Source organism: Caulobacter sp. X, assembly GCF_002742635.1.
GTDB lineage: Bacteria > Pseudomonadota > Alphaproteobacteria > Caulobacterales > Caulobacteraceae > Caulobacter.
In genome coordinates, this window is the sequence record NZ_PEGF01000002.1 from 50,132 (window position 1) to 73,632 (window position 23,501).

At 68.7% G+C, this 23,501-nt stretch carries 18 protein-coding genes and 1 pseudogene; 8 read left to right on the forward strand and 11 right to left on the reverse strand.

What is annotated here, in order from left to right:
* Nucleotides 1-74 precede the first annotated feature (74 nt).
* Genes CSW60_RS12550 through CSW60_RS12560 form a run of 3 tightly spaced genes read left to right on the forward strand, consistent with a single transcriptional unit; the run spans nucleotide 75 to nucleotide 2,906 of the window.
* On the forward strand, nucleotides 75-923 hold the full coding sequence (locus CSW60_RS12550; protein WP_099537709.1) for a pyridoxal kinase: 849 nt from the start codon (nucleotides 75-77) through the stop codon (nucleotides 921-923).
* A gap of 3 nt (nucleotides 924-926) precedes the next feature.
* Nucleotides 927-2,051, forward strand: coding sequence for a serine hydrolase domain-containing protein (locus tag CSW60_RS12555; RefSeq protein ID WP_099537710.1), 1,125 nt, complete (start codon nucleotides 927-929; stop codon nucleotides 2,049-2,051).
* Nucleotides 2,052-2,099: 48 nt separating this feature from the next.
* On the forward strand, nucleotides 2,100-2,906 hold the full coding sequence (locus CSW60_RS12560) for a transporter (RefSeq protein ID WP_099537711.1): 807 nt from the start codon (nucleotides 2,100-2,102) through the stop codon (nucleotides 2,904-2,906).
* Here CSW60_RS12560 and rarD read toward each other — a convergent pair.
* The 3 genes from rarD to CSW60_RS12575 form a co-directional block, all read right to left on the reverse strand.
* The gene (gene rarD, locus CSW60_RS12565; RefSeq protein ID WP_099537712.1) at nucleotides 2,903-3,805 is read right to left on the reverse strand and encodes an EamA family transporter RarD; all 903 of its coding nucleotides are present in this window, start codon (nucleotides 3,803-3,805) and stop codon (nucleotides 2,903-2,905) included. The two genes, CSW60_RS12560 and rarD, sit on opposite strands and share 4 nt — an antisense overlap.
* A gap of 144 nt (nucleotides 3,806-3,949) precedes the next feature.
* Nucleotides 3,950-4,978, reverse strand: coding sequence for an aspartate-semialdehyde dehydrogenase (locus CSW60_RS12570; RefSeq protein WP_099537713.1), 1,029 nt, complete (start codon nucleotides 4,976-4,978; stop codon nucleotides 3,950-3,952).
* 122 nt (nucleotides 4,979-5,100) lie between these two features.
* Nucleotides 5,101-6,435 (reverse strand): energy transducer TonB, encoded by a 1,335-nt coding sequence (locus tag CSW60_RS12575; protein ID WP_143324179.1) that lies wholly within the window; start codon nucleotides 6,433-6,435, stop codon nucleotides 5,101-5,103.
* 124 nt (nucleotides 6,436-6,559) lie between these two features.
* Here CSW60_RS12575 and polA point away from each other — a divergent pair, with 124 nt between their 5' ends.
* Complete coding sequence (gene polA, locus CSW60_RS12580) at nucleotides 6,560-9,448, forward strand: DNA polymerase I (protein ID WP_201723050.1); 2,889 nt, start codon at nucleotides 6,560-6,562, stop codon at nucleotides 9,446-9,448.
* 172 nt (nucleotides 9,449-9,620) lie between these two features.
* Complete coding sequence (locus CSW60_RS12585; protein ID WP_099537716.1) at nucleotides 9,621-11,567, forward strand: methyl-accepting chemotaxis protein; 1,947 nt, start codon at nucleotides 9,621-9,623, stop codon at nucleotides 11,565-11,567.
* A gap of 61 nt (nucleotides 11,568-11,628) precedes the next feature.
* On the opposite strand, the gene CSW60_RS24245 is transcribed toward CSW60_RS12585, so the two are convergent.
* A complete protein-coding gene (locus tag CSW60_RS24245; protein ID WP_255357085.1) occupies nucleotides 11,629-11,760 on the reverse strand; it encodes a hypothetical protein in 132 nt (43 codons plus the stop codon).
* Nucleotides 11,761-11,938: 178 nt separating this feature from the next.
* The gene (locus CSW60_RS12590; protein ID WP_099537717.1) at nucleotides 11,939-13,126 is read right to left on the reverse strand and encodes an acetyl-CoA C-acyltransferase; all 1,188 of its coding nucleotides are present in this window, start codon (nucleotides 13,124-13,126) and stop codon (nucleotides 11,939-11,941) included.
* Nucleotides 13,127-13,391: 265 nt separating this feature from the next.
* On the opposite strand from CSW60_RS12590, the gene CSW60_RS12595 reads away from it, so the two are divergent.
* Nucleotides 13,392-15,782, forward strand: coding sequence for a TonB-dependent receptor (locus CSW60_RS12595; protein WP_099537718.1), 2,391 nt, complete (start codon nucleotides 13,392-13,394; stop codon nucleotides 15,780-15,782).
* Between the two features lie 109 nt (nucleotides 15,783-15,891).
* A pseudogene (locus CSW60_RS12600) lies at nucleotides 15,892-17,648 on the forward strand (amidohydrolase family protein).
* A gap of 2 nt (nucleotides 17,649-17,650) precedes the next feature.
* On the opposite strand, the gene CSW60_RS12605 reads toward CSW60_RS12600, so the two are convergent.
* The 6 genes from CSW60_RS12605 to CSW60_RS12630 all read right to left on the reverse strand — a co-directional run bounded on the left by CSW60_RS12605 (nucleotide 17,651) and on the right by CSW60_RS12630 (nucleotide 22,709).
* Entirely contained in the window at nucleotides 17,651-18,082 is a 432-nt protein-coding gene (locus CSW60_RS12605; RefSeq protein ID WP_099537719.1) for a DUF1330 domain-containing protein, read from the reverse strand.
* A 21-nt stretch (nucleotides 18,083-18,103) separates the two neighbouring features.
* Nucleotides 18,104-18,898 carry a CPBP family intramembrane glutamic endopeptidase gene (locus CSW60_RS12610; RefSeq protein WP_099537720.1) on the reverse strand — a complete coding sequence of 265 codons (795 nt, stop codon included), beginning with the start codon at nucleotides 18,896-18,898 and terminating at the stop codon, nucleotides 18,104-18,106.
* A gap of 105 nt (nucleotides 18,899-19,003) precedes the next feature.
* Entirely contained in the window at nucleotides 19,004-19,705 is a 702-nt protein-coding gene (locus CSW60_RS12615) for a TPM domain-containing protein (protein ID WP_099537721.1), read from the reverse strand.
* A gap of 1 nt (nucleotide 19,706) precedes the next feature.
* The gene (locus CSW60_RS12620) at nucleotides 19,707-20,591 is read right to left on the reverse strand and encodes a YgcG family protein (protein ID WP_369801040.1); all 885 of its coding nucleotides are present in this window, start codon (nucleotides 20,589-20,591) and stop codon (nucleotides 19,707-19,709) included.
* Nucleotides 20,592-20,613: 22 nt separating this feature from the next.
* The gene (locus CSW60_RS12625; RefSeq protein WP_099537722.1) at nucleotides 20,614-21,249 is read right to left on the reverse strand and encodes a LemA family protein; all 636 of its coding nucleotides are present in this window, start codon (nucleotides 21,247-21,249) and stop codon (nucleotides 20,614-20,616) included.
* Nucleotides 21,250-21,416: 167 nt separating this feature from the next.
* A complete protein-coding gene (locus tag CSW60_RS12630) occupies nucleotides 21,417-22,709 on the reverse strand; it encodes an acyl-CoA dehydrogenase family protein (protein WP_099537723.1) in 1,293 nt (430 codons plus the stop codon).
* 331 nt (nucleotides 22,710-23,040) lie between these two features.
* Between CSW60_RS12630 and CSW60_RS12635 the strand changes: the two genes are divergently transcribed.
* Nucleotides 23,041-23,376 carry a hypothetical protein gene (locus tag CSW60_RS12635; protein WP_099537724.1) on the forward strand — a complete coding sequence of 112 codons (336 nt, stop codon included), beginning with the start codon at nucleotides 23,041-23,043 and terminating at the stop codon, nucleotides 23,374-23,376.
* The last annotated feature ends 125 nt before the right edge of the window (nucleotides 23,377-23,501 follow it).

Here is a 23,501-nt window from a genome sequence, read left to right on the forward strand (position 1 = left end):
GTCGCGCAAGCGGCGGGCCCTTCTGCTTTTCGGGCGCCTGTTCAAGCCTGGAAGGCTCGGCTAATCGCTAGGTCATGCCGCTCGCCCTGATCCTCTCCAGCCACGTCGCCGGCAGCCAGGTCGGCGCGACCGCTCAGGCCGCGGCGCTGGCGCCGTTCGCGATCGACGCCATGGTCGTCCCCACGGTGCTGTTCGGCCGTCACCCCGGCTGGGGCGCGCCCGGCGGCGCGGCGACGCCGATCGCGATCTTCGAAGGGATGCTGGAAGGCATCGCGGCCAACGGCCTCTTCGGTCGCACCGACCTCGTCGTCACCGGCTATTTCGCCAGCCCCGCCCAGGTCGAGGCGGCCGCGCGCGCCATCGACGCGGTTCGCGCCGCCCCGCGCGACGGCGCCTTCGCGCCCGCGCCGACCGTGATCGTCGACCCGACCGTGGGCGACGAGGGCAAGGGCCTCTATGTCCCCGCCGAGACCGCCGAGGCGATCCGCGCGTTGCTGATTCCGCGCGCTGACCTCGTGGCCTGCAACGCTTGGGAGCTGCAGTGGCTGACGAATGCCGAGGCCCGCGAACCCGCCACCGCCCTGCGCGCCGCGCGGCAACTGGGCAAGCCGGTCCTCGTTTCCTCGATCCGTCGCGGCGACGAGATCGGCGCGGTCCTGGCGACGGCGGACGAAGCCTGGCTGGCCCTGCACGCCCAGATCGACACGGCGCCGAACGGAACCGGCGACCTTCTGACCGCGCTCTACGCGGCGGCCGTGGTCGAGGGCCAGACGCTGTCGCACGGCCTGGCTCGAGCCGTCGGCGGCGTCGCCGAGACCGTCGCGGCCGCCAAGCTTTGGAACGCCCCCGAACTGCCGATCGTGGCCCTGGGCGCGCGCCTGAAGCAGACCTCTCCCTCTGTCCGCATTGAACGGCTGGCTTAAGACATGACCGACATCACCGGCCTCTGCCCCGAGCGCTTCGCCCGTGTCCGCGACGCCTTCGAAGCCAATTTCCAGGACGGCGGCGAGCTGGGCGCGCGCTTTTCCTTCGCCATCGACGGCGAGATCGTCCTCGACCTGATGGGCGGCTTCGCCGACCGCAAGCGCGAGGTCCCGTTCGGTCCCGACACCCTGACGGCCCTGTTCTCGACCACCAAGGCCGTGGCGGCCCTGATGGTCGCGCGTCTCGTCGACGAGGGACGCCTAGCCTACGACCAGCGCGTCGCCGACGTCTGGCCCGAGTTCGCGCAGAACGGCAAGCAGGACGTCACGGTCGAGCAGGCCCTGTCGCACCAGGCGGGCCTGTCGGGCTTTCCGGACGAGACCGATCCAGCCATCTGGTTTGACTGGGACGCCACCTGCGCCAAGCTGGCCGCCATGGCCCCGCTGTTCCCGATCGGGTCGGCCAGCGGCTACCACCCGGTGACCTATGGCTACCTGGCCGGCGAGATCTTCCGCCGCGTCGACGGCCGCACGATGGGCGCGGCGCTACGCGAGGACATCTGCGCGCCGCTGGGCCTCGACCTCTGGATCGGCCTGCCCGACAGCGAGCACGACCGCGTCGCCGACCTGATGCGTCCGACGGCCATGCCGCAGTTCGGCGAGATCAACGCCGCCGTGACCGCCGCCTTCTTCAAGCCCTGGTCCTCGCCAGGCGGCAAGGGCGCGGCCGAGTGGCGGCGGGTCGAGATCCCCTCGGCCAACGGCCACGCCACCGCGCCGGCCCTGGCGCGGCTGATGGGCGCTCTGGCCAGCGGCGGGACGCTGGACGGCCGCTCGCTGATCACGCCCGCCGGGATCAAGGCCGCCACCGCCGAGCGCATCCGCGGCCGCGACCTGGTCCTGCCCTACGAGATCAGCTGGGGCGCGGGCTTCATGCGCAATGAGCCCAACTTCTTCTACGGCCCGACGGCCGAGGCGTTCGGTCATTCGGGCTGGGGCGGCTCGTGCGCCTTCGCCGATCCGACGCGGGGCGTGTCGGGGGCCTATGTGATGAACAAGCAAGGTAACGCCCTGATCGGCGATCCCCGCGCCGTGCGGCTGATCGAGGCGGCCTACGCCTGCCTTTAGCGAGGCGTTCAGGCTTTGGGCCTAGGCCTTTCCGCGAAGGAGAGGCCCATGGTCCGCACCGCCACACCCATCGCTCTGGGCGTCCTGGCCTTGCTGGCGCTGGCCGGCGCCGCGCGCGCGCAGGAGCGCGACTTCTGCGCCGATCGGCCGGGCAAGGGCTCGCCGCCCTGCGTGCTCGACAAGGGCCGCTTCCAGGTCGAGGTCAGCGGCGCCGACGCCGCCTTCACGCGCGGCGGCGGGGTGTCGGTCGATGACGTCTCGTACGGCGCTCTGGAGCTGCGCCTGGGCCTGGCCTCGATGGTCGAGGGGCAAATGACCTGGACGCCGCGCGAGCGGGCGCGCACCCGCGACCACGGTGTCGTCTCGACCGTCTCGGGCTCTGGCGACCTCGGCATGGCGTTGCGCTGGTCGCTGAAGAACCCGGCGGGGGATGGCTTTTCCGCCGCGATCCAGCCCTTCGCCATCGCTCCGACGGGCGCGGACGGGATCGGCGGCGACGCCTGGCAGGGCGGGGTGATCGTCCCGGTCTCCATTCCGCTGAATGGGGACTGGTCGCTGAGCCTGTCGCCCGAAGCGGATGTCCGCCCCAACGCCTCGGGATTGGGGCGTCACGCCGCCTACGCCCTGGCCGGCGGCGTCGGACGCGCCGTGGGGCCGGCGAACCTGGGCGCCGAGCTTTGGGTCGATGTCGACGACGATCCGGCCGAGCGCGTGACCAAGGCCAGCTTTGACCTGACTGCCGCCTGGACGCCCAAGGGGCTGAAGGACGTCCAGCTGGACGCCTCGGCCTATGTCGGCCTGAACCGGAAGACTCCCGACCTGGAGCTCGTCGTCGGGCTCGCCCACCGCTTTTAGGCGGCGGCCAGCACCCGCGTCTTCTTCCAGGCGCCGTAGGCGAAGGTCGCCACGCCTAGCCAGATGAACACGAACGACAGCGCTCGCAGCGCCGTGAACGGCTCGCCGAACGCCACGCCCAGCGCGAACTGCAGGGTGGGGGCGATGAACTGCAGGAAGCCGACGGCCGACAACGGCAGGCGGCGGGCCGACCAGGCGAACAGCGCCAGCGGGACGACCGTGGCGGGGCCGGCCAGGGCCAGCAGGGCGGTGACGCCGGCGCCGGTCCCGAAGTGGCCGTGACCGCTGGCCTGCAGCGCCAGCACGTAGATCAGGCCGGGCAGGGCCAGATAGGCGCATTCGATGAACAGGCCCGTCTGGGCGTCGGCCTTCACCTGCTTTCGCAGGATCGCATAGACGCAGAAGGTCAGGGCCAGACCCAGCGAGACGATCGGCAGGTGGCCCAGGGCCACCGTCTGGATCGCCACGCCGACGGCCGCGAAGCCGATCGCCACCTTGCCCTCGGTCGTCATGCGTTCGCGGAACAGCAGGGCGCCGGCCGCCATGTTCATCAGCGGGTTGATGTAATAGCCGAGGCTGGCCTCGATCACGTGGCCGGCGTTGACCGCGAAGACGTAGATCGTCCAGTTGCCGAAGATCGCCAGGGTCGACAGGGCCAGCACGCCCAGGGTCTTGGGCTGGCGCAGCACCTGGGCCACCTGGCCGCCTTGCTTGGCGATCAGCACCAGGCCGCCGGCCCACAGCACCGACCACAGCGTCCGGTGGGCGATCATCTCCCAGGAGGTGACTCCCAGGTTCGCCAGCAAGTGGAAATAGAGGGGCAAAAAGCCCCAGAGCGAATAGCAGGCGACCCCGGCGATATAGGCCGAGCGGCTTTCGTTCTGCGTACTGGGTGGCATGATCCGAACCTTTCGGAAGGCTTCTCGCAAATAGGAAGCCCGCCGTCCGCCGACATCTTGCGGTGGTTCGGGAAAATCTGGACCGGCGCCCAGGAAATCCGTCGTCCTCCGCTTCGCTGGCGAAGGACGACGGGGATGGTCGTCTTAAGCCGGCGTCTTCTGCTTGATCAGGCCCTTGTCGTGCAGCAACTGGGCGATCTGCACCGCGTTCAGGGCCGCGCCCTTGCGCAGGTTGTCCGAGACGCACCAGAAGACCAGGCCGTTCTCGACGGTCGGGTCCTTGCGGATGCGCGAGACATAGACCGGGAACTCGCCCTGGGCTTCCTTGGGCGTGATGTAGCCGCCGTCCTCACGCTTATCGACCACGACGACGCCGTCGGCCTCGCGCAGGATCTCGCGGGCCTCGTCCTCGTCCAGAGGGCTCTCGAACTCGACGTTCACGGCTTCGGAGTGGCCGACCATGACCGGCACGCGCACGCAGGTGGCGACCAGCTGGATGTTCGGATCCAGGATCTTCTGGGTCTCGGCGGTCATCTTCCACTCTTCCTTGGTGAAGCCGTCGTCCAGGAAGACGTCGATGTGGGGGATGACGTTGAAGGCGATCTGCTTGGTGAACTTCTTGGGCGGCGGGGCGCCCAGGACGTAGACGCCCTTGGTCTGGTCCCACAGCTCGTCCATGCCTTCCTTGCCCGCGCCCGAGACCGACTGATAGGTCGAGACGACCACCCGCTTGATCTTGGCCTCGTCGTGCAGGGGCTTCAGCGCCACGACCAGCTGCGCCGTCGAGCAGTTGGGGTTGGCGATGATGTTCTTCGGGATGCTGTTGACCGCCTCGGGGTTCACTTCCGGCACGACCAGCGGCACGTCCGGGTCCATCCGGAAGTGGCTGGAGTTGTCGATGACGATCGGACCAGCCGCGCCGATCTTCTCGCCCCAGGCCTTGGAGATCGCGCCGCCGGCGCTCATCAGCACGATGTCGACCTTGCTGAAGTCGAACTGTTCGAGGTCCTCGCAGCGCAGGATCTCGTTGCCGAACGAGACCTCGACGCCGATGGATTTGCGGCTGGCGATGGCGTGCATCTTGTCCACGGGGAATTTCACTTCCTCGAGGATGTTGAACATCTCGCGGCCCACATTGCCCGTCGCGCCGACCACGGCGACCCGGTAACCCATCGCGCTCTCCTGAAAACTCTGGTCCGCCACAGATCGCGGAGCGGCGTTCCGTTACGCCTCATGCCCCCTTTTCGCAAGGCGAGGAAAGCTGGCGCGGCGATCAGGCGGGCTGCCCCGAAGCCTCAGGGCTGGCCGCCCTGCGCGGGCTTGGCCGGTTCGGCGGGCGCGTCGTCGGTGAAGGTGAACTGGAACGGCACCGTGAGCTTCAAGCCGTCCAGGGTGTCGCCCTCCTTGGTCCACGGGTTCATGCGCATCGCCGACGCCGCCTTGACGGCCGCCGCGCCGAAGTCGAGGCCCGCCGGACTTTCCCGAGAGGCCTGGCACTCGCTCAGCCGCCCTTCGGCGGTGACGACGCAGGTCGCCGCGCCCTGACCGGCCATCACCTTGGCCTTGATCGCGGCCTCCGGATAGATCGCCGCCATGCCCTCGGCCGTCAGGGTCGCGGTCCAGTGCGGCCTGGTCAGCTTGCGATTGTCGGGCAAGGCTGGGTCGCGGAAGCGGAACGGCACGTCGACCTTGTAGTCGCGGAGCTTCTTGTCGTTGGGGTCGACGGCGACCTGGAAGAGCTTCGACAGGTCCTGGGCGGCGCGCCCGAAGCCCTTGCCGCGCGGCTCTTCGGAGATGACGTCGCAGGATCGCAGCTGGCCGGTCCTCACCAGGAGGCAACGCAGGGCGACCTGGGCGTGCGATGCGCCCGCCGCGCTCTTGGGCCAGGCCGCGTTGAGCTCGGCCTGAGTCGGAACGCGCGTCCAAGGCGGATCGAGAACGACCGGCGTGCTGTTGAAGTCCGAGCCCGGGTTGGGCGCGCCCCAGTTGATGGGGATGCTGACCGTGCCGCCGGGCACGGGCTTGCCGCCCCGCATCATCGGCGTCATGCGCAGTTGCGGGGTGATCTGCAGCCCGGCCGCGCCGAAGGCGTAGCCCTCGGGCGACTCGGTCAAGACCTTGCAGTTCTGCAGGAAACCTTCGACCGTCACGTCGCAGCCGATCACCGCCTTGCCGCCGACGCCGTCAGCCAGCGCCTTCTTGGGGAAGACATTGGCGATGTCCTGGGGGGTTGGCCTGCGCAGCCAGTTCGGATTGGCGTCGCCGGGAGCGAGGAAGCTGAAGTACGTGCGCACGGGCCGGCCCACGACGGAGACGCCGGCGTCGTCCTTCGGCTTGATGCGCTCATAGCTCACGACCGACAGCGCCGCGGCGCCGAAGCCCTGTCCAGCCGGCTCCTCCCTGGCGACCTTGCAGTCGACCAGTTTTCCGCCGGCCGCCGCGACGCAATCCAGCGCCACCTTGCCGCTCGCGTTTGCCCCTTGCGGGTAGGCGGCCTTCATCTTGTCCGCCGGGATGCTGGCGGTGAACTGCGGCCGCCAACCGGTTTTGGAGTCCTCGTCCTGGGCCAGGGCGGACGTTGCGGACAGGCCGCCGATCAGCAGGCTAAATAGAATCGCACGCGACAGCACCGGACCCCCCACGCAACTGGCGATGCGCTCGTGACGCAACTCGACCCTAGGTCGAGCCTATGACAGCTTTTCGCGCGCCGCCAGAGGGTTTCCGAGGCTCGCCGGTCCCCCTATGTTCGCGGCCATGACCGACGTCGTCTCCGAATCCCCGCCCGCCTCGCACCTGACCCAGGACGGCCCCGCCGTTCGGCTCTTCCTGGTCGACGGCTCGGCCTATCTGTTCCGGGCCTATCACGCCCTGCCGCCGCTGACGCGGAAGAGCGACGGCCTGCCGGTCGGGGCGGTGCAAGGCTTCTGCAACATGCTGTGGAAGCTGCTGCGCGACATGCAGGGCGATACGCCCACGCACCTGGCGGTGATCTGGGACCACTCCGAGAAGACGTTCCGAAACACCCTGTACGACCAGTACAAGGCTCACCGTCCGCCGCCGCCCGAGGACCTGATCCCGCAGTTCCCCCTGGTGCGCGAGGCCACCCGGGCGTTCGGCGTGCCGGCCATCGAGCTGCCGGGCTACGAGGCCGACGACCTGATCGCGGCCTACGCCTGCAAGGCGCGCGAGGTTGGCGGCGAGGCGGTGATCGTCTCGTCCGACAAGGACCTGATGCAGCTGGTCGGCGACGGCGTGTCGATGTTCGACCCGATGAAGAACGTCCGCATCGAGCGCGAGCAGGTGTTCGAGAAGTTCGGCGTCTATCCCGAGCAGGTCGTCGACGTTCAGGCCCTGTGCGGCGACAGCGTCGACAACGTCCCCGGCGCCCCGGGCATCGGGATCAAGACCGCCGCCCAGCTGATCACCGAGTTCGGCGATCTCGACACGCTGCTGGCCCGCGCGGGCGAGATCAAGCAGCCCAAGCGCCGCGAGACCCTGATCAACTTCGCCGACCAGATCCGCCTGTCGCGGGCCCTGGTGAAGCTGGACTGCGACACGCCGCTGCCCGAGCCGCTGGACGACCTGAAGGTGCGCGAGCCGGACAAGGAGGTCCTGGCCGCCTTTCTCGAGCAGATGGAATTCCGGTCGCTGGCTCGCCGCGTCGGCGACGGTTCGGCCGCGGCTGTTCCCGGAACGCTCGACCGTCCGCCGAGCCAGCCAAAGGCTCCGGTCTCGACCGTCTCCTACATGGGCGCGGCCGCCCGCGCCGCGGCCCAGCCGGTGGCCGAGCCGGTGACGATCGATCACGCGGCCTATGCCTGCGTGCGCGACCTCGACACCCTGAAGGCCTGGGTCGAGAAGGCCACGGCCAAGGGCGTGGTGGCGTTCGACACCGAGACCGACGCCCTGTCTTCGGCCACCGCCGGCCTGTGCGGCGTCTCCCTGGCGATCGCGCCGGGCGAGGCCTGCTACATCCCGGTCGGTCACTGCGAAAAGGAAGGCCTAGCGCTAGAGGCCGCGGCCGACCTCGTCCAGATCCCGTTGGCTGATGTGATCGCGACCTTGAAGCCGCTGCTGGAGGATCCGGCGGTGCTGAAGGTGGCCCAGAACGCCAAGTACGACATCGCCGTCCTGGCCCGCTACGGCGTCCAGGTGTCCCCGATCGAGGACACCATGCTGATCAGCTACGTGCTGGAGGCCGGCTTGCACGGCCACGGCATGGACGAGCTGTCGGAGCTGTGGCTGGGCCACAAGCCGATCCCGTTCAAGCAGGTGGCCGGGACCGGCAAGGCGCAGATCAGCTTCAAGCACGTCGCCTTGGCCGAAGCGACCGCCTACGCCGCCGAGGACGCCGACGTCACCCTGCGCCTCTACGAAGTGCTCAAGCCGCGCCTGGCCCGCGAAGGGCTGCTGACGGTCTACGAGACCCTCGAGCGTCCGATGCCAACCGTGCTGGCGGCGATGGAGAACGACGGGATCAAGGTCGACCCCGAAGCCCTGCGTCGCCTCTCCAACGAGTTCTCGCTGCGGATGGCCGAGTTCGAGGCGCGCGCCACCGAACTGGTCGGCCGCCCGTTCAACCTGGGCAGCCCCAAGCAGATCGGCGACGTGCTGTTCGGCGAGATGCAGATCAAGGGCGGCAAGAAGACCGCCACCGGCCAGTGGTCCACTGACAGCGACGTGCTGGAGAGCCTGGCGCTGGAGCATGAGCTGCCGCGCGTGCTGCTCGACTGGCGTCAGCTGTCCAAGCTGAAGGGCACCTATACCGAGAACCTGGTCGCGGCGATCGCCGAGCGCACGGGCCGGGTGCACACCTCCTACGCCCTGGCCGCGACGACGACGGGGCGCCTGTCCTCATCTGATCCCAATCTGCAGAACATCCCGGTCCGAACCGAGGAAGGCCGCAAGATCCGCAAGGCCTTCATCGCCGAGCCGGGCAAGGTGCTGATCAGCGCCGACTACAGCCAGATCGAGCTGCGCCTGCTGGCCCACATCGGCGACATCCCGCAGCTGAAGAAGGCTTTCCAGGAAGGGCTCGACATCCACGCCATGACGGCCTCGGAGATGTTCGACACGCCGATCGAGGGCATGGACCCGATGATCCGCCGCCGGGCCAAGGCCATCAACTTCGGCATCGTCTACGGCATCAGCGCGTTTGGCCTGGCCAACCAACTGGGCATCGGCCAGGGCGAGGCCGGGGCCTATATCAAGACCTATTTCGAGCGCTTCCCGGGCATCCAGGCCTATATGGACGCGACCAAGGCCTTCGTGCGCGAGCACGGCTATGTGACGACCATCTTCGGCCGCAAGATCAACATCCCCGAGATCCAGGCCAAGTCGGTCGGCCAGCGGCAATTCGCCGAGCGGGCGGCCATCAACGCGCCGATCCAGGGCGCGGCGGCGGACGTCATGCGCCGGGCGATGATCCGCATGCCGGCGGCGTTGAAGGAGGCTGGCTTGTCGACCCGCATGCTGTTGCAGGTGCACGACGAACTGGTCTTCGAGGCCCCGGAAGCCGAGGCCGAAACCGCGCGTGCGGTGATCGCCCGCGTGATGGAAAAAGCGGCGGAGCCGGCGGTCGCCCTGTCTGTGCCGCTCACGGTCGAGGTTCGGGCGGCGCTCAACTGGGACGAAGCCCATTGACCGGATGCGGGTACGGTATGGTGTATGCGACATTCCGTCACGGTCAGGGTTAATGCCTCCGCAACCGTACCTGCGCGATTTTTGAGCTCCACGGTCGATTTTTAGGCAACGGCGTCATCGGGCGCCGTGGAGGCTTGAGCGGCCGTCGTTCCATGAACGAGGAGTTCGCGCGGTGTCCTTCGGCAACTTGAAGATCCCCCAGAAGCTGATGGCGGTTTTCGCCGTCATGCTGGCGACGATCATGGCGATGGGCGTCGCCCTGTACGTCAACAAGGTCAATCTCGGCCACTCGGTCGAGCGGACCGAGCGGGCCTATGAGATGCTGCGCGCGGCCGATACGGCGGCGTTCCGCCTGACCCGCCAGGAGAACTCGCTGCGCGGCTTCCTGCTCTCGGCCGACCCCTATTACGTCAAGCGTCTGGAAGAGGCCCACAAGCCGAAGTTCCTGAAGGCGCTCGACAAGCTGAAGGACCTGGCCGACGGCAATACCGAGGACCTGGCGCGCGTCGCCACCGTCGAGACCGCCTACGCCAACTACCGCAAGCTGGCGATCGAGCCGGGCGAGGCGCTGGGCGCCGATCCGGCGACCCGCGCCCAGGCCATCGATCTGGTTAAGCACGACGGCGTCGCCGACCAGGCGGTCACCCCCGTCGAAGACGCCATCGAAGCCATCACCAAGCACGCCGAGGAAGAACTGGCGACCGAAGCGGCCGCGCAAAAGAAGGCCTCGTTGCAGTCGACCCTGGTTCTGGCCGTCGGCATCCTGATCACCGCCGGCATCGCCATCGCGGGCGGCCTGCTGCTGACCGGCGCCATCGCCCGTCCCGTCGCGGCCATGACCAACGCCATGCGCCGCCTTGCGGCCGGCGACAACAGCGTCGAAGTCCCGGCCATGGGCCGCAAGGACGAGATCGGCGACATGGCTTCGGCCGTCGTCTACTTCAAGGACGCCGCGATCGAGAAGATCCGCATCGAGCAGGCCGCCGCCGACGAGCGCCAGGCCGCCGAGAGCGAGCGCGCCGCCAACGAAGCCGAGAAGGCCGCGTCGGCCCGCGAGGACGCCCAGGCGATCACCGCCCTGAACGAGGCCCTGGATCACATGGCCTCGGGCGACCTGACCCACCGGATCGTCGTGCCGTTCGCGCCGAAGACCGAAAGCCTGAAGACCAACTTCAACGCCGCCGCCGACCGCATGCAGCAGGCGATCCAGGCGATCGGCCGCGCCACCAGCGGCGTCAACAGCGGCGCCGACGAGATCGCCGACGCCTCGGACAACCTGTCGCGCCGCACCGAGCAGCAGGCCGCCAGCCTGGAAGAGACCGCCGCCGCCCTCGACGAGATCACCGCGACGGTGCGCAAGACCGCCTCGGGCGCCAAGGAGGCCTCGCAAGTGGTCGCCACCGCGCGCACCGACGCCGAGCGTTCGGGCTCGATCGTCAGCCAAGCGGTCTCGGCCATGAGCGAGATCGAGGCCTCGTCCAGCCAGATCAGCCAGATCATCGGCGTGATCGACGAGATCGCCTTCCAGACCAACCTGCTGGCCCTGAACGCCGGCGTCGAAGCCGCGCGGGCGGGCGAAGCGGGCAAGGGCTTCGCGGTCGTCGCCCAGGAAGTGCGGGCCCTGGCCCAGCGTTCGGCCGAGGCCGCCAAGGAGATCAAGGCCCTGATCTCGACCTCCACCCAGCAGGTCGGGGCGGGTGTGGACCTGGTCGGTCAGACCGGCGAGGCGCTGCAGCGCATCGTCGATCAGGTCGCCACGATCGACGCCCTGGTCACCGAGATCGCCGCCTCGGCCGCCGAGCAGGCCACGGGCTTGAACGAGGTCAACACCGCCGTGAACCAGATGGATCAGGTCGTTCAGCAGAACGCCGCCATGGTCGAGGAAGCCACGGCCGCCACCCACTCGCTGAAGGGCGAGGCCCGTTCGCTGAGCGAGATGGTCGCCCGCTTCCGCGTGGCCCAAGGCGCCGCCGCGGCGGCTCCGGCCCCGTCTTCGACGCCCGCGCCGCAAGCTTCGGCGGCCGCGCCGTCCGCGCCGCGCCCGTCGCGGGCCGTCCGTCCGGGCCGCGCCTCGGGATCGGCGGCGGTGGCCGTCTCCGAGGATTGGGAAGAATTCTAAGCTTTAGGTCGGCGACCGCCGAGGGCTCTCCGGGAAGCCGGGGAGCCCTTTTCTTTTCCGCTCAGTCGATCGGGATCGTCTGGAACGACGAGCGGGTGGCTTGCGGCTCGTGGCTGGCGCCGGGCGTGGGCAACGCAAGCCCGATGGCGGCGGCGACAAGCAGGGCGACTGCGAAAAAGGCCTTGGCGGCCATGGCGGTCGGGTCCTTTGTTGTTGAAACGACAACAACAAAGGCCGGAAACCGGCTTCACGGTTCCCGGCCTTCTTGAGGCGAGGTTTTAGTCTCGCGTCAGATCAGAAGATTTCGAAAAGACCGCAACTGAAATCGCCAAGGCGATTTCAGCAGCGCTTCCTTGTCGGGTTTTTCGAAATCAGAAGATTTCGAAAAGACCGGCGGCTCCCATCCCGCCGCCGATGCACATGGTCACGACGCCCAGCTTGGCCTTGCGGCGCTTGCCTTCCAGCAGCAGGTGGCCGGCGCAGCGGGCGCCGGTCATGCCGAACGGGTGGCCGATGGCGATCGAGCCGCCGTTGACGTTGTATTTTTCCGGGTCGATGCCCAGGCGGTCGCGGCTGTAGAGGCACTGGCTGGCGAAGGCCTCGTTCAGCTCCCACAGGTCGATGTCGTCGACCTTCAGGCCGTGTCGTTCCAAGAGGCGCGGCACGGCGAAGACCGGGCCGATGCCCATCTCGTCCGGCTCGCAGCCGGCGATGGCGAAGCCGCGGAAGGCGCCCAGCGGTTCGAGATTGCGACGGGCGGCCTCCTTGGCCTCCATCACCACCACGGCGGCGGCGCCGTCCGACAGCTGGCTGGCGTTGCCGGCGGTGACGAAATTGCCCTCGCCCATCACGGGCTTCAGGCTGGACAGACCCTCCAGTGTGGTCTCCGGACGATTGCACTCGTCCTTGGTGACCACGTAGTCGACCAGGCTCTCTTCCTTGGTCTCCTTGTTGACCACCTTCATCTTGGTGGCCATCGGCACGATCTCGTCGTCGAACAGGCCGGCGGCCTGGGCGGCGGCGATGCGCTGCTGGCTGCGCAGGGCGTATTCGTCCTGGTACTCGCGGCTGACATTGTAGCGCTTGGCCACGATGTCGGCGGTGTCGATCATCGCCATCCAGAGGGCCGGATGGGTCTGCATCAGCTTCTCTTCGGTGATGTGGAAGCGGTTCATGTGGCCGCCGCCCTGCACCAGCGAGATCGACTCCACGCCGCCGCCGATAGCGACGTCGGCGCCGTCGTTGCGGACGTAGTTGGCGGCGGTGGCGATCGCCTGCAGGCCCGAGGAGCAGAAGCGATTGACGGTCTGGCCCGAGGTGGTCACCGGCAGGCCGGCCCACATGGCCGCGTTGCGGGCGACGTTCATGCCGGTGGCGCCTTCGGGGCCGCCGCAGCCCAGGACCACGTCCTCGACCTCCGGACCGTCCAGCTTGGCGCGCTTGACCGCGTGCTGGATCGCGTGGCCGGCCATGGCCGCGCCGTGAGTGTTGTTGAAGCCGCCGCGGTTGGACTTGGCCAGGCCCGTGCGGGCGTAAGAGACGATGACCGCTTCGCGCATGAGGGCGCACTCCCCAATAAAACATTAGTTTGAATTGGGCCCACCCTAGACCGGCTTTTCGCAGCGCGAAAGGTCACGTGCGCGTAAACGGAAGCCTGACCCATTTTTCATACGACATCTTCGAAATCAGCGAGCATCGGCCCCTAAAAGGCTGATTTCTTGCAGCTTCTTTTCGCGTTGACTTTCCGTGATTCCAGGATGAACGCTGGAGTTGCGCTGCGGGCTCGACCTCGCCGCCACAAAAATAAAGGGTTGGGAGGAAATCATGATCATCGCCACATCGCGCCGCCGCGCGCGCCGCGCCCTGCTGGGCGGGGCCGCCCTGTCTTCGTTTCTGCTCGCGCCCGCCCTGGCGGCGGCCCAGCAAGCCGACCAGACGGCGGTCGAGGAAGTCATCGTCACCGCCACCAAGCGCGACGCGACGATCCAGGACATCCCGTTCTCGATCAACGCCCAGACCGAGAAGGACATCCAGCGGTCCGGCGCGATCACGCTGGAAGATCTGTCGCGCAACGTCGCTGGCCTGACGATCCAGAACCTCGGTCCCGGCCAGAGCCAGGTGTCCGTGCGCGGCGTCTCGGCCGGCCAGGTCGTGCGCGACCAGCCGGGCGTCAAGGAGCAGGTCGGCGTCTATCTCGACGAGTCGGTGATCTCGCTGTCGCTATTCACGCCCGACATCGACCTCTTCGACCTGAACCGGGTCGAGACCCTGCGCGGCCCGCAGGGCACCCTGTTCGGCTCGGGCTCGGTGGGCGGCACGATCCGCTACATCACCAACCAGCCCAAGCTGGGCGTCAACGAGGGCGTGTTCGAGGCCAACGCCAACCTGGTGGGCGGCGACTCGTTCGGCGGCCACGTGAAGGGCGCGGTCAACGTGCCGATCTCCGACAAGGTCGCCATGCGCGCGGTCGGCTACCTGACTCGCTATGGCGGCTTCATCGACGCCCTGAAGGAGGGCGGCAAGGTCGAGAAGAACGTCAATGACGGCTCGCGGCGCGGCGGGCGGATCGCCTTCCTGTTCCAGCCGACCGAGAACTTCAGCCTGACCCCGCGCGTCGTCTATCAGGAGATCCGCGCCGGCGGCTTCAACCGCCAGGAGTCGTTCAACCTGTTCGCCAATCCAAACACGACGACCCGGCCGCCAATCCGGCTGGGCAAGCGCCAGCAATATCTGCTGCTGGACGAGAGCTTCGCCGACAACACCCTGCTGGCCGACCTGACCGCGAACCTCGCCTTCGACGGCGCGGCCCTGACTTCGGTGACCAGCTATATCAGCCGCGACATCACCGTGAACCGTGACGCCAGCGCCCTGACCGGCAGCGTCTCGGTCGACCTGGGCTTCCCGTCGGCGGCCGTGCTGTTGCCGTCCAAGCTGGTCGACACCACCGACCTCGAGCAGTGGACCCAGGAACTGCGCCTGGCCTCCACCGGCGACGGGCCGCTGCAGTGGGTGGTCGGCGGCTTCTATTCGAAGGTCAACCGTGTCTACAACCAGCGCCTGCCGACCCCTGGTTACGACGCCTATACCGACGCGGTGCTGGGCGCGGGCACCTCGGCCGCCGTCGCCAACGGCTTCGAGCGCAACTCGCCCTACGACGCCTATCTGCCCTACGACATCAAGCAGAAGGCTCTGTTCGGCGAGGTCAACTACACCCTGGGCAAGCTGACCGCCACGGCGGGCGGCCGCTACTACGACTTCAGCGAGACGCGGCAGTTCAAGTCCGGCGGCCTGTTCGCCAATGGCGACAACCGCACCGACAAGACCTCGTCCGACGGCTTCACCCCGCGCTTCATGCTGCGTTACGAGGCGACCGACCACGTCACCTTCAACGCCCAGGCCTCGAAGGGCTTCCGCCTGGGCGGCGTCAACGACCCGCTGAACATCCCGCTGTGCTCGGCCCAGGACCGGGCGATCTTCGGCGGCTACCAGAGCTATAATGACGAGACGCTCTGGAACTACGAAGGCGGGATCAAGTCGCGCTTCGGCGGCGTCCGCTTCAACGGCGCGGTCTTCTACACCGACATCAAGAACCTGCAGACGACGCTGGACGCCGGCTCGTGCAGCTCGCGCGTCGTCTTCAACGTGCCCAAGGCCCACACCAAGGGGATCGAGGGCGAGCTGACCGCGCGCCTGGCCAACGGCCTCGACATCGGCCTGTCGGGCAGCCTGCTGGAGGCCGAGTTCGACTCGACCGTCAAGGACGGGACCGGCGCGGTGATCGGCGGCATCCGCGAGGGCAACCGCCTGCCCTCGGTGCCGAAGTTCCAGATCTCGTTCGACGTCACCTACAGCCGCGAGGTCTTCGACGGCGCCAACGGCTATCTGAAAGCCTCGATCCAGCACGTCGGCAGCCGTTACACCCAGGCCAGCGACCAGGAGAACAACCCCCGCTCGTTCGTCTCGAACCTGGCGTTCGGCGGGGCGACGGGCAAGGTCCCGACGGTCGTGAACCTGCAGCTGCCCAGCTACGAGATCGTCAATCTCAGCGCCGGGGTCGAGATGAAGGACGGCGTCGACGTCACGCTCTACGTCAACAACCTGTTCGACGAGAACGCCCTGCTGTCGTTCGACCGCGAGCGCGGCGGCCGGGCGCGCCTCGGCTATTCCATCGGCCAGCCGCGTACGGCGGGCGTGACGGTGCGCAAGGCGTTCTAGGCCAAGGGGGGACGGTCGCTCGGGCGGCCGTCCCCCCTTCCGCCGGGGTAGGCTTGACGCCCTCCGGACGCGGGCGGGCCCTTCCGTCAACGATAAGGGAGGACGCGCCATGGCCACCCCAGCCGCGGACCAAGCCTACGACCTCGTCCTGCGCGGCGGGACGGTCTTCGACGGCTCCGGCGCGCCGGGCGTCGCGGCCGACGTGGGGGTCCGGGATGGCCGGGTCGCCGCCGTCGGGCGGGGCTTGGCGGCCGGCGTCGAGGAGATCGACGCCCGCGGCCGGATCGTGACGCCCGGCTTCGTCGACATCCACACCCACTATGACGGTCAGGCGACCTGGGCGCGCGGATGACGCCCAGTTCCGGCCACGGGGTGACCACCGTGGTGATGGGCAATTGCGGCGTCGGCTTCGCGCCTTGCCGGCCCCAGGACCACGACCGCCTGATCCGGCTGATGGAGGGCGTCGAGGACATTCCATTCCCTGTGCTCACCGAGGGCCTCCCGTGGGCCTGGGAGAGCTTTCCCGACTATCTCGACTTTCTGGCCGATCGCGCCTTCGACGTCGACATCGCCGCCCAGCTGCCCCACGCGGCGTTGCGGGTCTATGTGATGGGCGAACGCGGGGCGAACCGCGAGCCGGCGACGACGGCCGACATCGCCGCCATGGCCGCTTTGGCCCAACGGGCGGTCGAAGCCGGGGCGCTGGGCTTCTCCACCTCGCGCACGCTCAACCATCGCACCAGCGACGGCCAGCCGACCCCGACCCTGACCGCCGGCGAGGACGAGCTGACGGGCATCGCCATGGGCCTCGCCGCGGCGGGCCGGGGCGTGCTGCAGGTGGTCTCGGACTTCTTCCCGGACGGCGCGGCCGAGCTGGCCATGCTCCGCCGGATTGTCGAGCGCTCGGGGCGGCCGCTGTCCTTCTCCCTGGTCCAGAGCCCCAAGTCGCCCGAGGGCTGGAAAGCGATGCTGGCGGGGCTGACGGCGGCGGTGGACGCCGGCCTGCCGATGAAGGCCCAGGTCTGCGGCCGACCGGTCGGGGTGCTGTTCGGCCTGGAGCTGACGCTCAACCCGTTCAGTCAGAACCCCGTCTTCGCCGAGCTGAAGGATCGATCGCTAGCCGACAAGGTCGCGGCCCTGTCGGATCCAAGCTTCCGCGCCCGTCTCCTGGCCCACGATACGGAGGCCAAGGGCCCCTTCGCCGGCAGCGCCCTGCGCGCCTGGGACAACCTGTTCCCGATGGACGCCAAGCCGGACTACGAGCCGACGGCTGATCGGACCGTGGCCGCCATCGCCGCGCGCGAAGGGCGCGACCCCGCAGCCGTGGCCCTCGACGCCCTGCTGGCGAACGACGGCCGCGGCATGCTCTACCACCCGTTCCTCAACTACGCGGACGGATCGCTGGAGCCCAGCTTCGCGATGCTCAGCCACCGCGACACCGTGCCGGGCCTGTCGGACGGCGGGGCGCATGTCGGCATGATCTGCGACGGCAGCTTTCCGACCAGCAACCTGGTCCACTGGACCCGCGACCGCACGCGCGGCCCGAGGTTGCCGCTAGAGACGATGATCGCCCGCCAGACGCGCGACACCGCGCAGGCCGTGGGACTGTTCGACCGCGGTCTGATCGCGCCGGGCTATCGCGCCGACCTCAACATCATCGACTACGAGGGGCTGCGGCTGGAGGCGCCGAAGGTGGCCTACGACCTGCCGGCCGGCGGCCGCCGCCTGGTCCAGCGCGCCCACGGCTATGTCGCCACGATCGTGGGCGGCGTGGTCACCCAGCGCGACGGCGAGCCGACGGGCGCCTTGCCGGGCCGTCTGGTGCGCGGCGCCCAGGCCGCGCCTTTGGCGATGGCGGCGGAGTAGGGCTATTCGCCAAAGCCCGCGCCAGGCGTCAGCGGGGCCAGCCGGATCAGGCGCGAATCCTCGACCGCCGCCTGGCGATGCTTCACGTGCTCGCGATACTCGGGATTGGTGACCATGGCCAGGAACGCGGCCGCGTTCGGATACTCGGCGATGAAGGCCAGGTCCCAGCGCTCATCGTCCGGCCCCGTCACCACCGTCTCCGGCCGGCCCGACCACACCTGGCGACCGCCCAGGCCCTGGAAGATCGGGCCCGAGGTCCGCCCGTACTCGCGATAGGCGTCGAGGCCCGTCATGCCCTTCCCGTGGTTGGGATGGTCGGGCGGATAGTCGGCCATCGGCTTCAGCCGGATCAGGTTGAGCATGTGGATCGGCGTGTCGCGCGGCAAGGCCTTGAAGGCGTCGAACTGGGCGCGGGTCGGGTCGATGCTGGTCATGGCGTTTCTCCCTGCGGCGCCTCAAAGGCGCTCTGGCTCCGCCGCCATGGGACGGCAGAACAGCAGCAAGGCCAAGCCGAATATCGTCAGCAGCACCGCCTCAGCCGGTCTGGTCCGCCATGCGCCGACCGTTCCCATCGCGTTGATCATGATGTGAGGGATCAACCCCGCGACCAGAAGGCTTTCCCGGCTGCGCAGGTGTAGCCAAGTCATCAGAAGCGACAGGCCAATCGTGCCAAGGGCGTACCATCCAAGGTCGGTCAGGGGCGCGGCGATGACGCCAGAGAACAGGAAGGCCGGCACGTGCCAGAGCGTCCAGGCAAGGCCCAGGATCACGCCAGCCGATAGGGGCGGCCAGCGTTCCAGCATGCGGGGCAGGGCGTAGCCGCGCCAGCCGAACTCCTCGCCCCATGGTCCCGAGTTGGCGACCAACTGGGCGGTGGTCAGGAGCAGCAGCGGCGTCGCGACCAGCACATCGTGTGGCCGGACCGGCCAGGGGGCGGGCATGAGCAGGCTCAGCGCCAAGGCGATGGCCGGCAGCGTTGCGATGGCGACGGCCAAGGCGAGCCACGAGCGCGGCGCGAGCCGTCGGAACATGGCGAGCAGGCCATCGACGCCTTGCTCGACGACCGTCAAAGCCAAACCGACCAGACTTGGCGCGCAGGCGGCGACCAGATAGCCGGCCGAACCGTAGGCGAACGGGCCGAAGGCTGAGGTCATCGGTCCTGGAAGCAGCAGCCACAAGCCGCCGACGCCCCAACTGATCGCGAAGGTCAGGACAAAGAACAGTCCAAGACGGTCGCGCGCCAACGGCATCTCAGCGCCGTTCGATCCGACATGTTGAGCGGCTCGCGCGGGCGACTTTTCCAGGCGCTCCAGGCAGGCTGACGCTGTTGTCGGGGACGAGCTTCACAGTCCGCATCAGCGCTTCGGCAGGATCGTCAGGCCGTCCGGCAGCTCGTTGCGGTTGTCGGTCCGGGGCGGCACGTGCTCGGCCAGGATGGCGCCGGCGCGGCGCACGGCGGCCACGAAGCCGTCGGCGATCGCGTCGCGCTTGAGGCCGGCGACCAGGTCGGCGACGACCTCGTCCCAGACGGCGTTCGGCGCGGCGGCGTAGATGCCCTCGTCGGCGATGACCTCGACGCGATGCTCGGCCAGGGCGGCGAAGATCAGGACCCCGGTGCGCTCGCGGGTGAGGTGCAGGCCCCGGCTGAGAAACTGCTCCATGGCGGCCTTCTTGACGCGGGCGGCCTTCAGCGCGCCGGGCGTCAAGGCGCGACGGACGCTCGGGATCGAAACCGCCAGAGCGGCCAGCACGAACACCACGGCCTGCAGGGCGATATAGGTCGACAGCGCCGACAGGATCGCGCCGTCCATCGCCGCGGCGTGGCCGACGCTCCAGCCGCCGAACAGACGGGTCAGCATCTCGGGGCGGAAACCGGCGAACAGCGCCGCCGCCGGCAGCACCAGCGCCGTCGCGGCGGCCCAGACCAGCGGCGTCTCGCGATAGTCAGACACCTCGGGCGTCAGCACGCAGATGATCTCGCCGGCGGTGGTCTTCTCGGCCTCGGCCACGGCCTGGGCGATGCGGTCGAGGTCCTCGGGGCTCATGTTGCTCGCCATCTCACCAGCTCCCCGAACTGCCGCCGCCGCCGAACGATCCGCCGCCGCCCGAGAAGCCGCCGCCGCCTCCGCCGCCGCCCCAACCGCCGCCGTCGCGGCGGCTGTCGCTGAGGGCGCTGAGGATGATCCAGGGCAGGGCCGAGCCCAGGCCGCCGCGACGCCCGCTCCGGAACAGGCTGGAGAACACGACGATCAGGAACAGGATGACGAAGATCGCGACGATGGGAGAGCCCTCGGCCTTGTGGCGCTCGGGCTGGCTGGCCTCGGCCACGCGGGCCTTGGCTTGGTCGGCGGGCAGGCTGAGCTGCTCGACCAGGGCGTCGGTCCCGGCCACGATCCCGCCGGACAGGTCGCCGTCGCGGAACTTGGGCAGGATGGCGCTCTGGATGATGACGCTGGAGAGGGCGTCGGTCAGGACGGGCTCCAGCCCGTAGCCGACCTCGATCCGCACCTTCCGCTCGTTGGGCGCGACCAGCAGGATGACGCCGTCGTCCTTGTCCTTCTGGCCGATGCCCCAGGTTCGGCCCAGCTGGTAGCCGTAGTCCTCGATCGGATAGCCCTGAAGGCTGGGCACCGTCGCGACGACGAGTTGGCGGCCAGTGGTCGCCTCCAGGTTTTCCAGCTTGTCGGTGAGGTCGCGCTCGGCGTCCGGCGACAGCACCTGCGCCTCGTCGACGACCCGCCCGGTCAGCGGCGGGAAGGTCGGAGCGGCGAGGGCGGGCAGGGCGAACAGCAGTGCGATGAGGGCGAGGAGCCAACTCCTCACCCGCAGAGCGGGGGAGGTGGCGCGGCGCGCGTGCGCGCCGTGACGGAGGGGGCGCTTTGCGGTGGCGAGCGCCCCCTCCACCGCTTCGCGGTCCCCCTCCCCCGCTTCGCGAGGGAGGATGAGAGCGGTCAGGTTCACGATCCTACTGCACCTTCGGCGGGGTCGCCGTCGGCGGGCTGGAGAAGTCGACCGTCGGCGCGCTCTGGGCGGCGGCGGTGGCCTGGAACAGCTGGGCCGGCTTCTGGCCGCTATAGACCGTCTTGGCCCACAGGATGCTCGGGAAGGTTCGCAGCGTCGTGTTGTATTTCTGGGCGGCCTCGTTGTAGTCGCGGCGCGCGATGGCGATGCGGTTCTCGGTGCCTTCCAGTTGGCTCTGCAGGGCCATGAAGTTCTGGTTCGACTTCAGCTCCGGATAGCGCTCCTGGATCACCATCAGGCGGCCCAGCACGCCGGACAGCTGGTCCTGGGCGGCGGCGAACTTCTGGAACTGGGCCGGGTCGGTGATGGTCGAGGCGTCGACCTTGACCTGGGTGGCGCTGGCGCGCGCGGCGGTCACCGCGGTCAGCACGTCCTTCTCCTGGGCGGCGTAGCCCTTCACCGTGGCGACCAGGTTCGGCACCAGGTCGGCGCGGCGCTGGTACTGGTTCTGGACCTCGGCCCATGCGGCCTTGGTTGCTTCGTCCTGGGTGGGGATGGTGTTGATCCCGCAGCCGGCCAGGGCGGCGGGAATCGCGACGATCAGCGCCACGCGCGCGGTGTTACGGACGAGACGGTTCATTCAATCCTCCAGGGTCCGCGCGGCGGCGGACGATCGATCAGGACCCTAACGCGCCAATACGACACGCGAACATGACCGTTCGCGTACCCCCGTTAGATAGCGCGTCGTTTGATCGACGTCAGGTGGCGTGGAATTAAACCTTGTCCATATCGGCCGCCGACCTCCAGCTATTGGAAGTCCTTCTTCCGGGGGCCGATGTAGCCGAACAGCCAGGCGGCGACCTTGCGCATCTGGATCTCCTCCGCGCCCTCGGTGATGCGGTAGCGGCGGTGGTGGCGGTAGATGTGCTCGAAGGCCTTGTGCCGTGAATAGCCGATGCCGCCGTGGATCTGCATGGCCCGATCGGCGGCCTCGCAGCACAGACGGTTGGCCCAGTAGTTACACATCGAGACCTTGTCCGAGAGCCGCTTTTCGACCTCCGGCTTGGTCATCCGGTCCATCTCCCAGGCGGTCTTGCGGATCAGCAGGCGCAGCATCTCGACCTGGGTGGACAGCTCGACGATCGGGAACTGGATGGCCTGGTTCTCGGCCAGGGCCTTGCCGAACGGCTTGCGGGCGCGCGCGTACTTGATGCTCTCCTCGATGCAGTAGGCCGCCGCGCCCAGGCTGGAGGCCGCCTGGCGGATGCGGTTCTCGTGCACGAAGTGCTGGGCCAGCGCCAGGCCGCCGCCTTCCGGGCCGAACATGGCGCTGTCCGGGACCCAGACGTCGGTGAAGCTGACACGCGGGTGGTCGGTCGGCATGTTGAAGGTCCAGAGGTACTCCTCGATCTTCACGCCGGGCGCGTGGGCCGGGACCAGGAAGGTGGTGATGCCGCGCGCGTCGCCGTCCTCGCCGCTGGTGCGAGCGAAGAGGCAGCAGTGGGTGGCCGCGTGCATGCCCGTGGTCCACATCTTCTCGCCGTCGATTCGCCAACCGGACTGGCCGTGACGCTCCTCGCGGACCGCCTGGGTCTCCATGTGGGTGGCGTCCGAGCCGTGGTCGGGTTCGGTGAGGCCAAACGTCGGGCGGAACGCGCCGCGATCCAGCATGTCCTCGATCAGGTGCTGCTGGTCGGGCCGGCCGAAGTCTCGGATCATCAGCACGAACGGATTGTTGCCGACGATCGAGTGCTCGTTCTGCAGGTCGTTGAACAGGCCCAGGCCCTTGGAGGCCAGGTGCTCGCGGATCACCGCCATGCCGAGGTTCGTGCCGTCCTTGCCGCCGTAGGCCTTGGGCAAGGCGTAGCGATAGTGGCCCGCCTGGTCTGCCAGCTTGCGGGCCTGGCCCAGCAGCTCTTCCCACTCGTGGCGCGGCAGGCCGCCGGCGTCCCAGTCGGTGCGCGCCCATTCTCGGCGGTGGTCGAAGAAGCGCTGGTTGTCGTCGCGCGCCTGCAGCGGCGCGATCTCCTTCTCGATGAAGGCGTCCAGCTCCGCCAGATAGGCGGTCAGCTCCGGCGGCAGTTGGAAGTCCATGGCCAAGCCTCCCTCGCACGTCTTTGTCGTTGTTGAGCGAGAGTACGCCTGTCGTCAGGCCGGCCAATCGTGCCCCGACGGAACGGGCCGACGTTCGCCGTTTTCGCGCGCCTTTCGCCGCCGTCGCCCAAAATTGGCGTTTTCCGCAAATGTCGGGGCCCGAACGAAAATCCGCTTGCGCAATTTGTAATCACTGTTATCTAAGCGATGCTTAGTTCGGATCCGAAGCACCGGTGGGGATACCGGCGCTTGTCATCCCCCGGCTCCGAGCGGCCAGTACGCGTTCCCACCGATCAACGATCTGACCGCAACTCCCCAAACACCGGAGGGCTTTCTGATGAAGCTCCGCACCCTGGCGGCTGTCGCCGCCGTATCCGTCTCCATGTTCGCCGGTTCGGCCTTCGCCAACGGCCGCATCGCCGCCGCGCTGGACGCGCCGGTCGCCGCCAAGACCAAGGTGGTCGCGGGCGGCGCCGTCTTCGTCTGCGAAGGCTCCGAGTGCGTTTCGGCCCAAGCGCCGTCCCGCGCCCTCACCGCCACCGCCTGCAAGGCGCTGGCCAAGGAAGTGGGTCGCGTCTCGGCCTTCGGCGGCGAAAGCCGTTCGCTGGACGCCGACGACCTGACCCGCTGCAACGCCTCGGCCAAGGGCTCCGCCCTGGCCTCGGCGAAGTAGGAGTCTCCTGGGACTCCGTATCGCCTACCCAGACGCTTAGGGCCGTTCGTTTCTCCGGCCCGTCTGGCTGTTTCCTCGAGCATTCGCCTTCATGGGGCGGCGGAGCGTTCCGCCGCCTCTTTTTC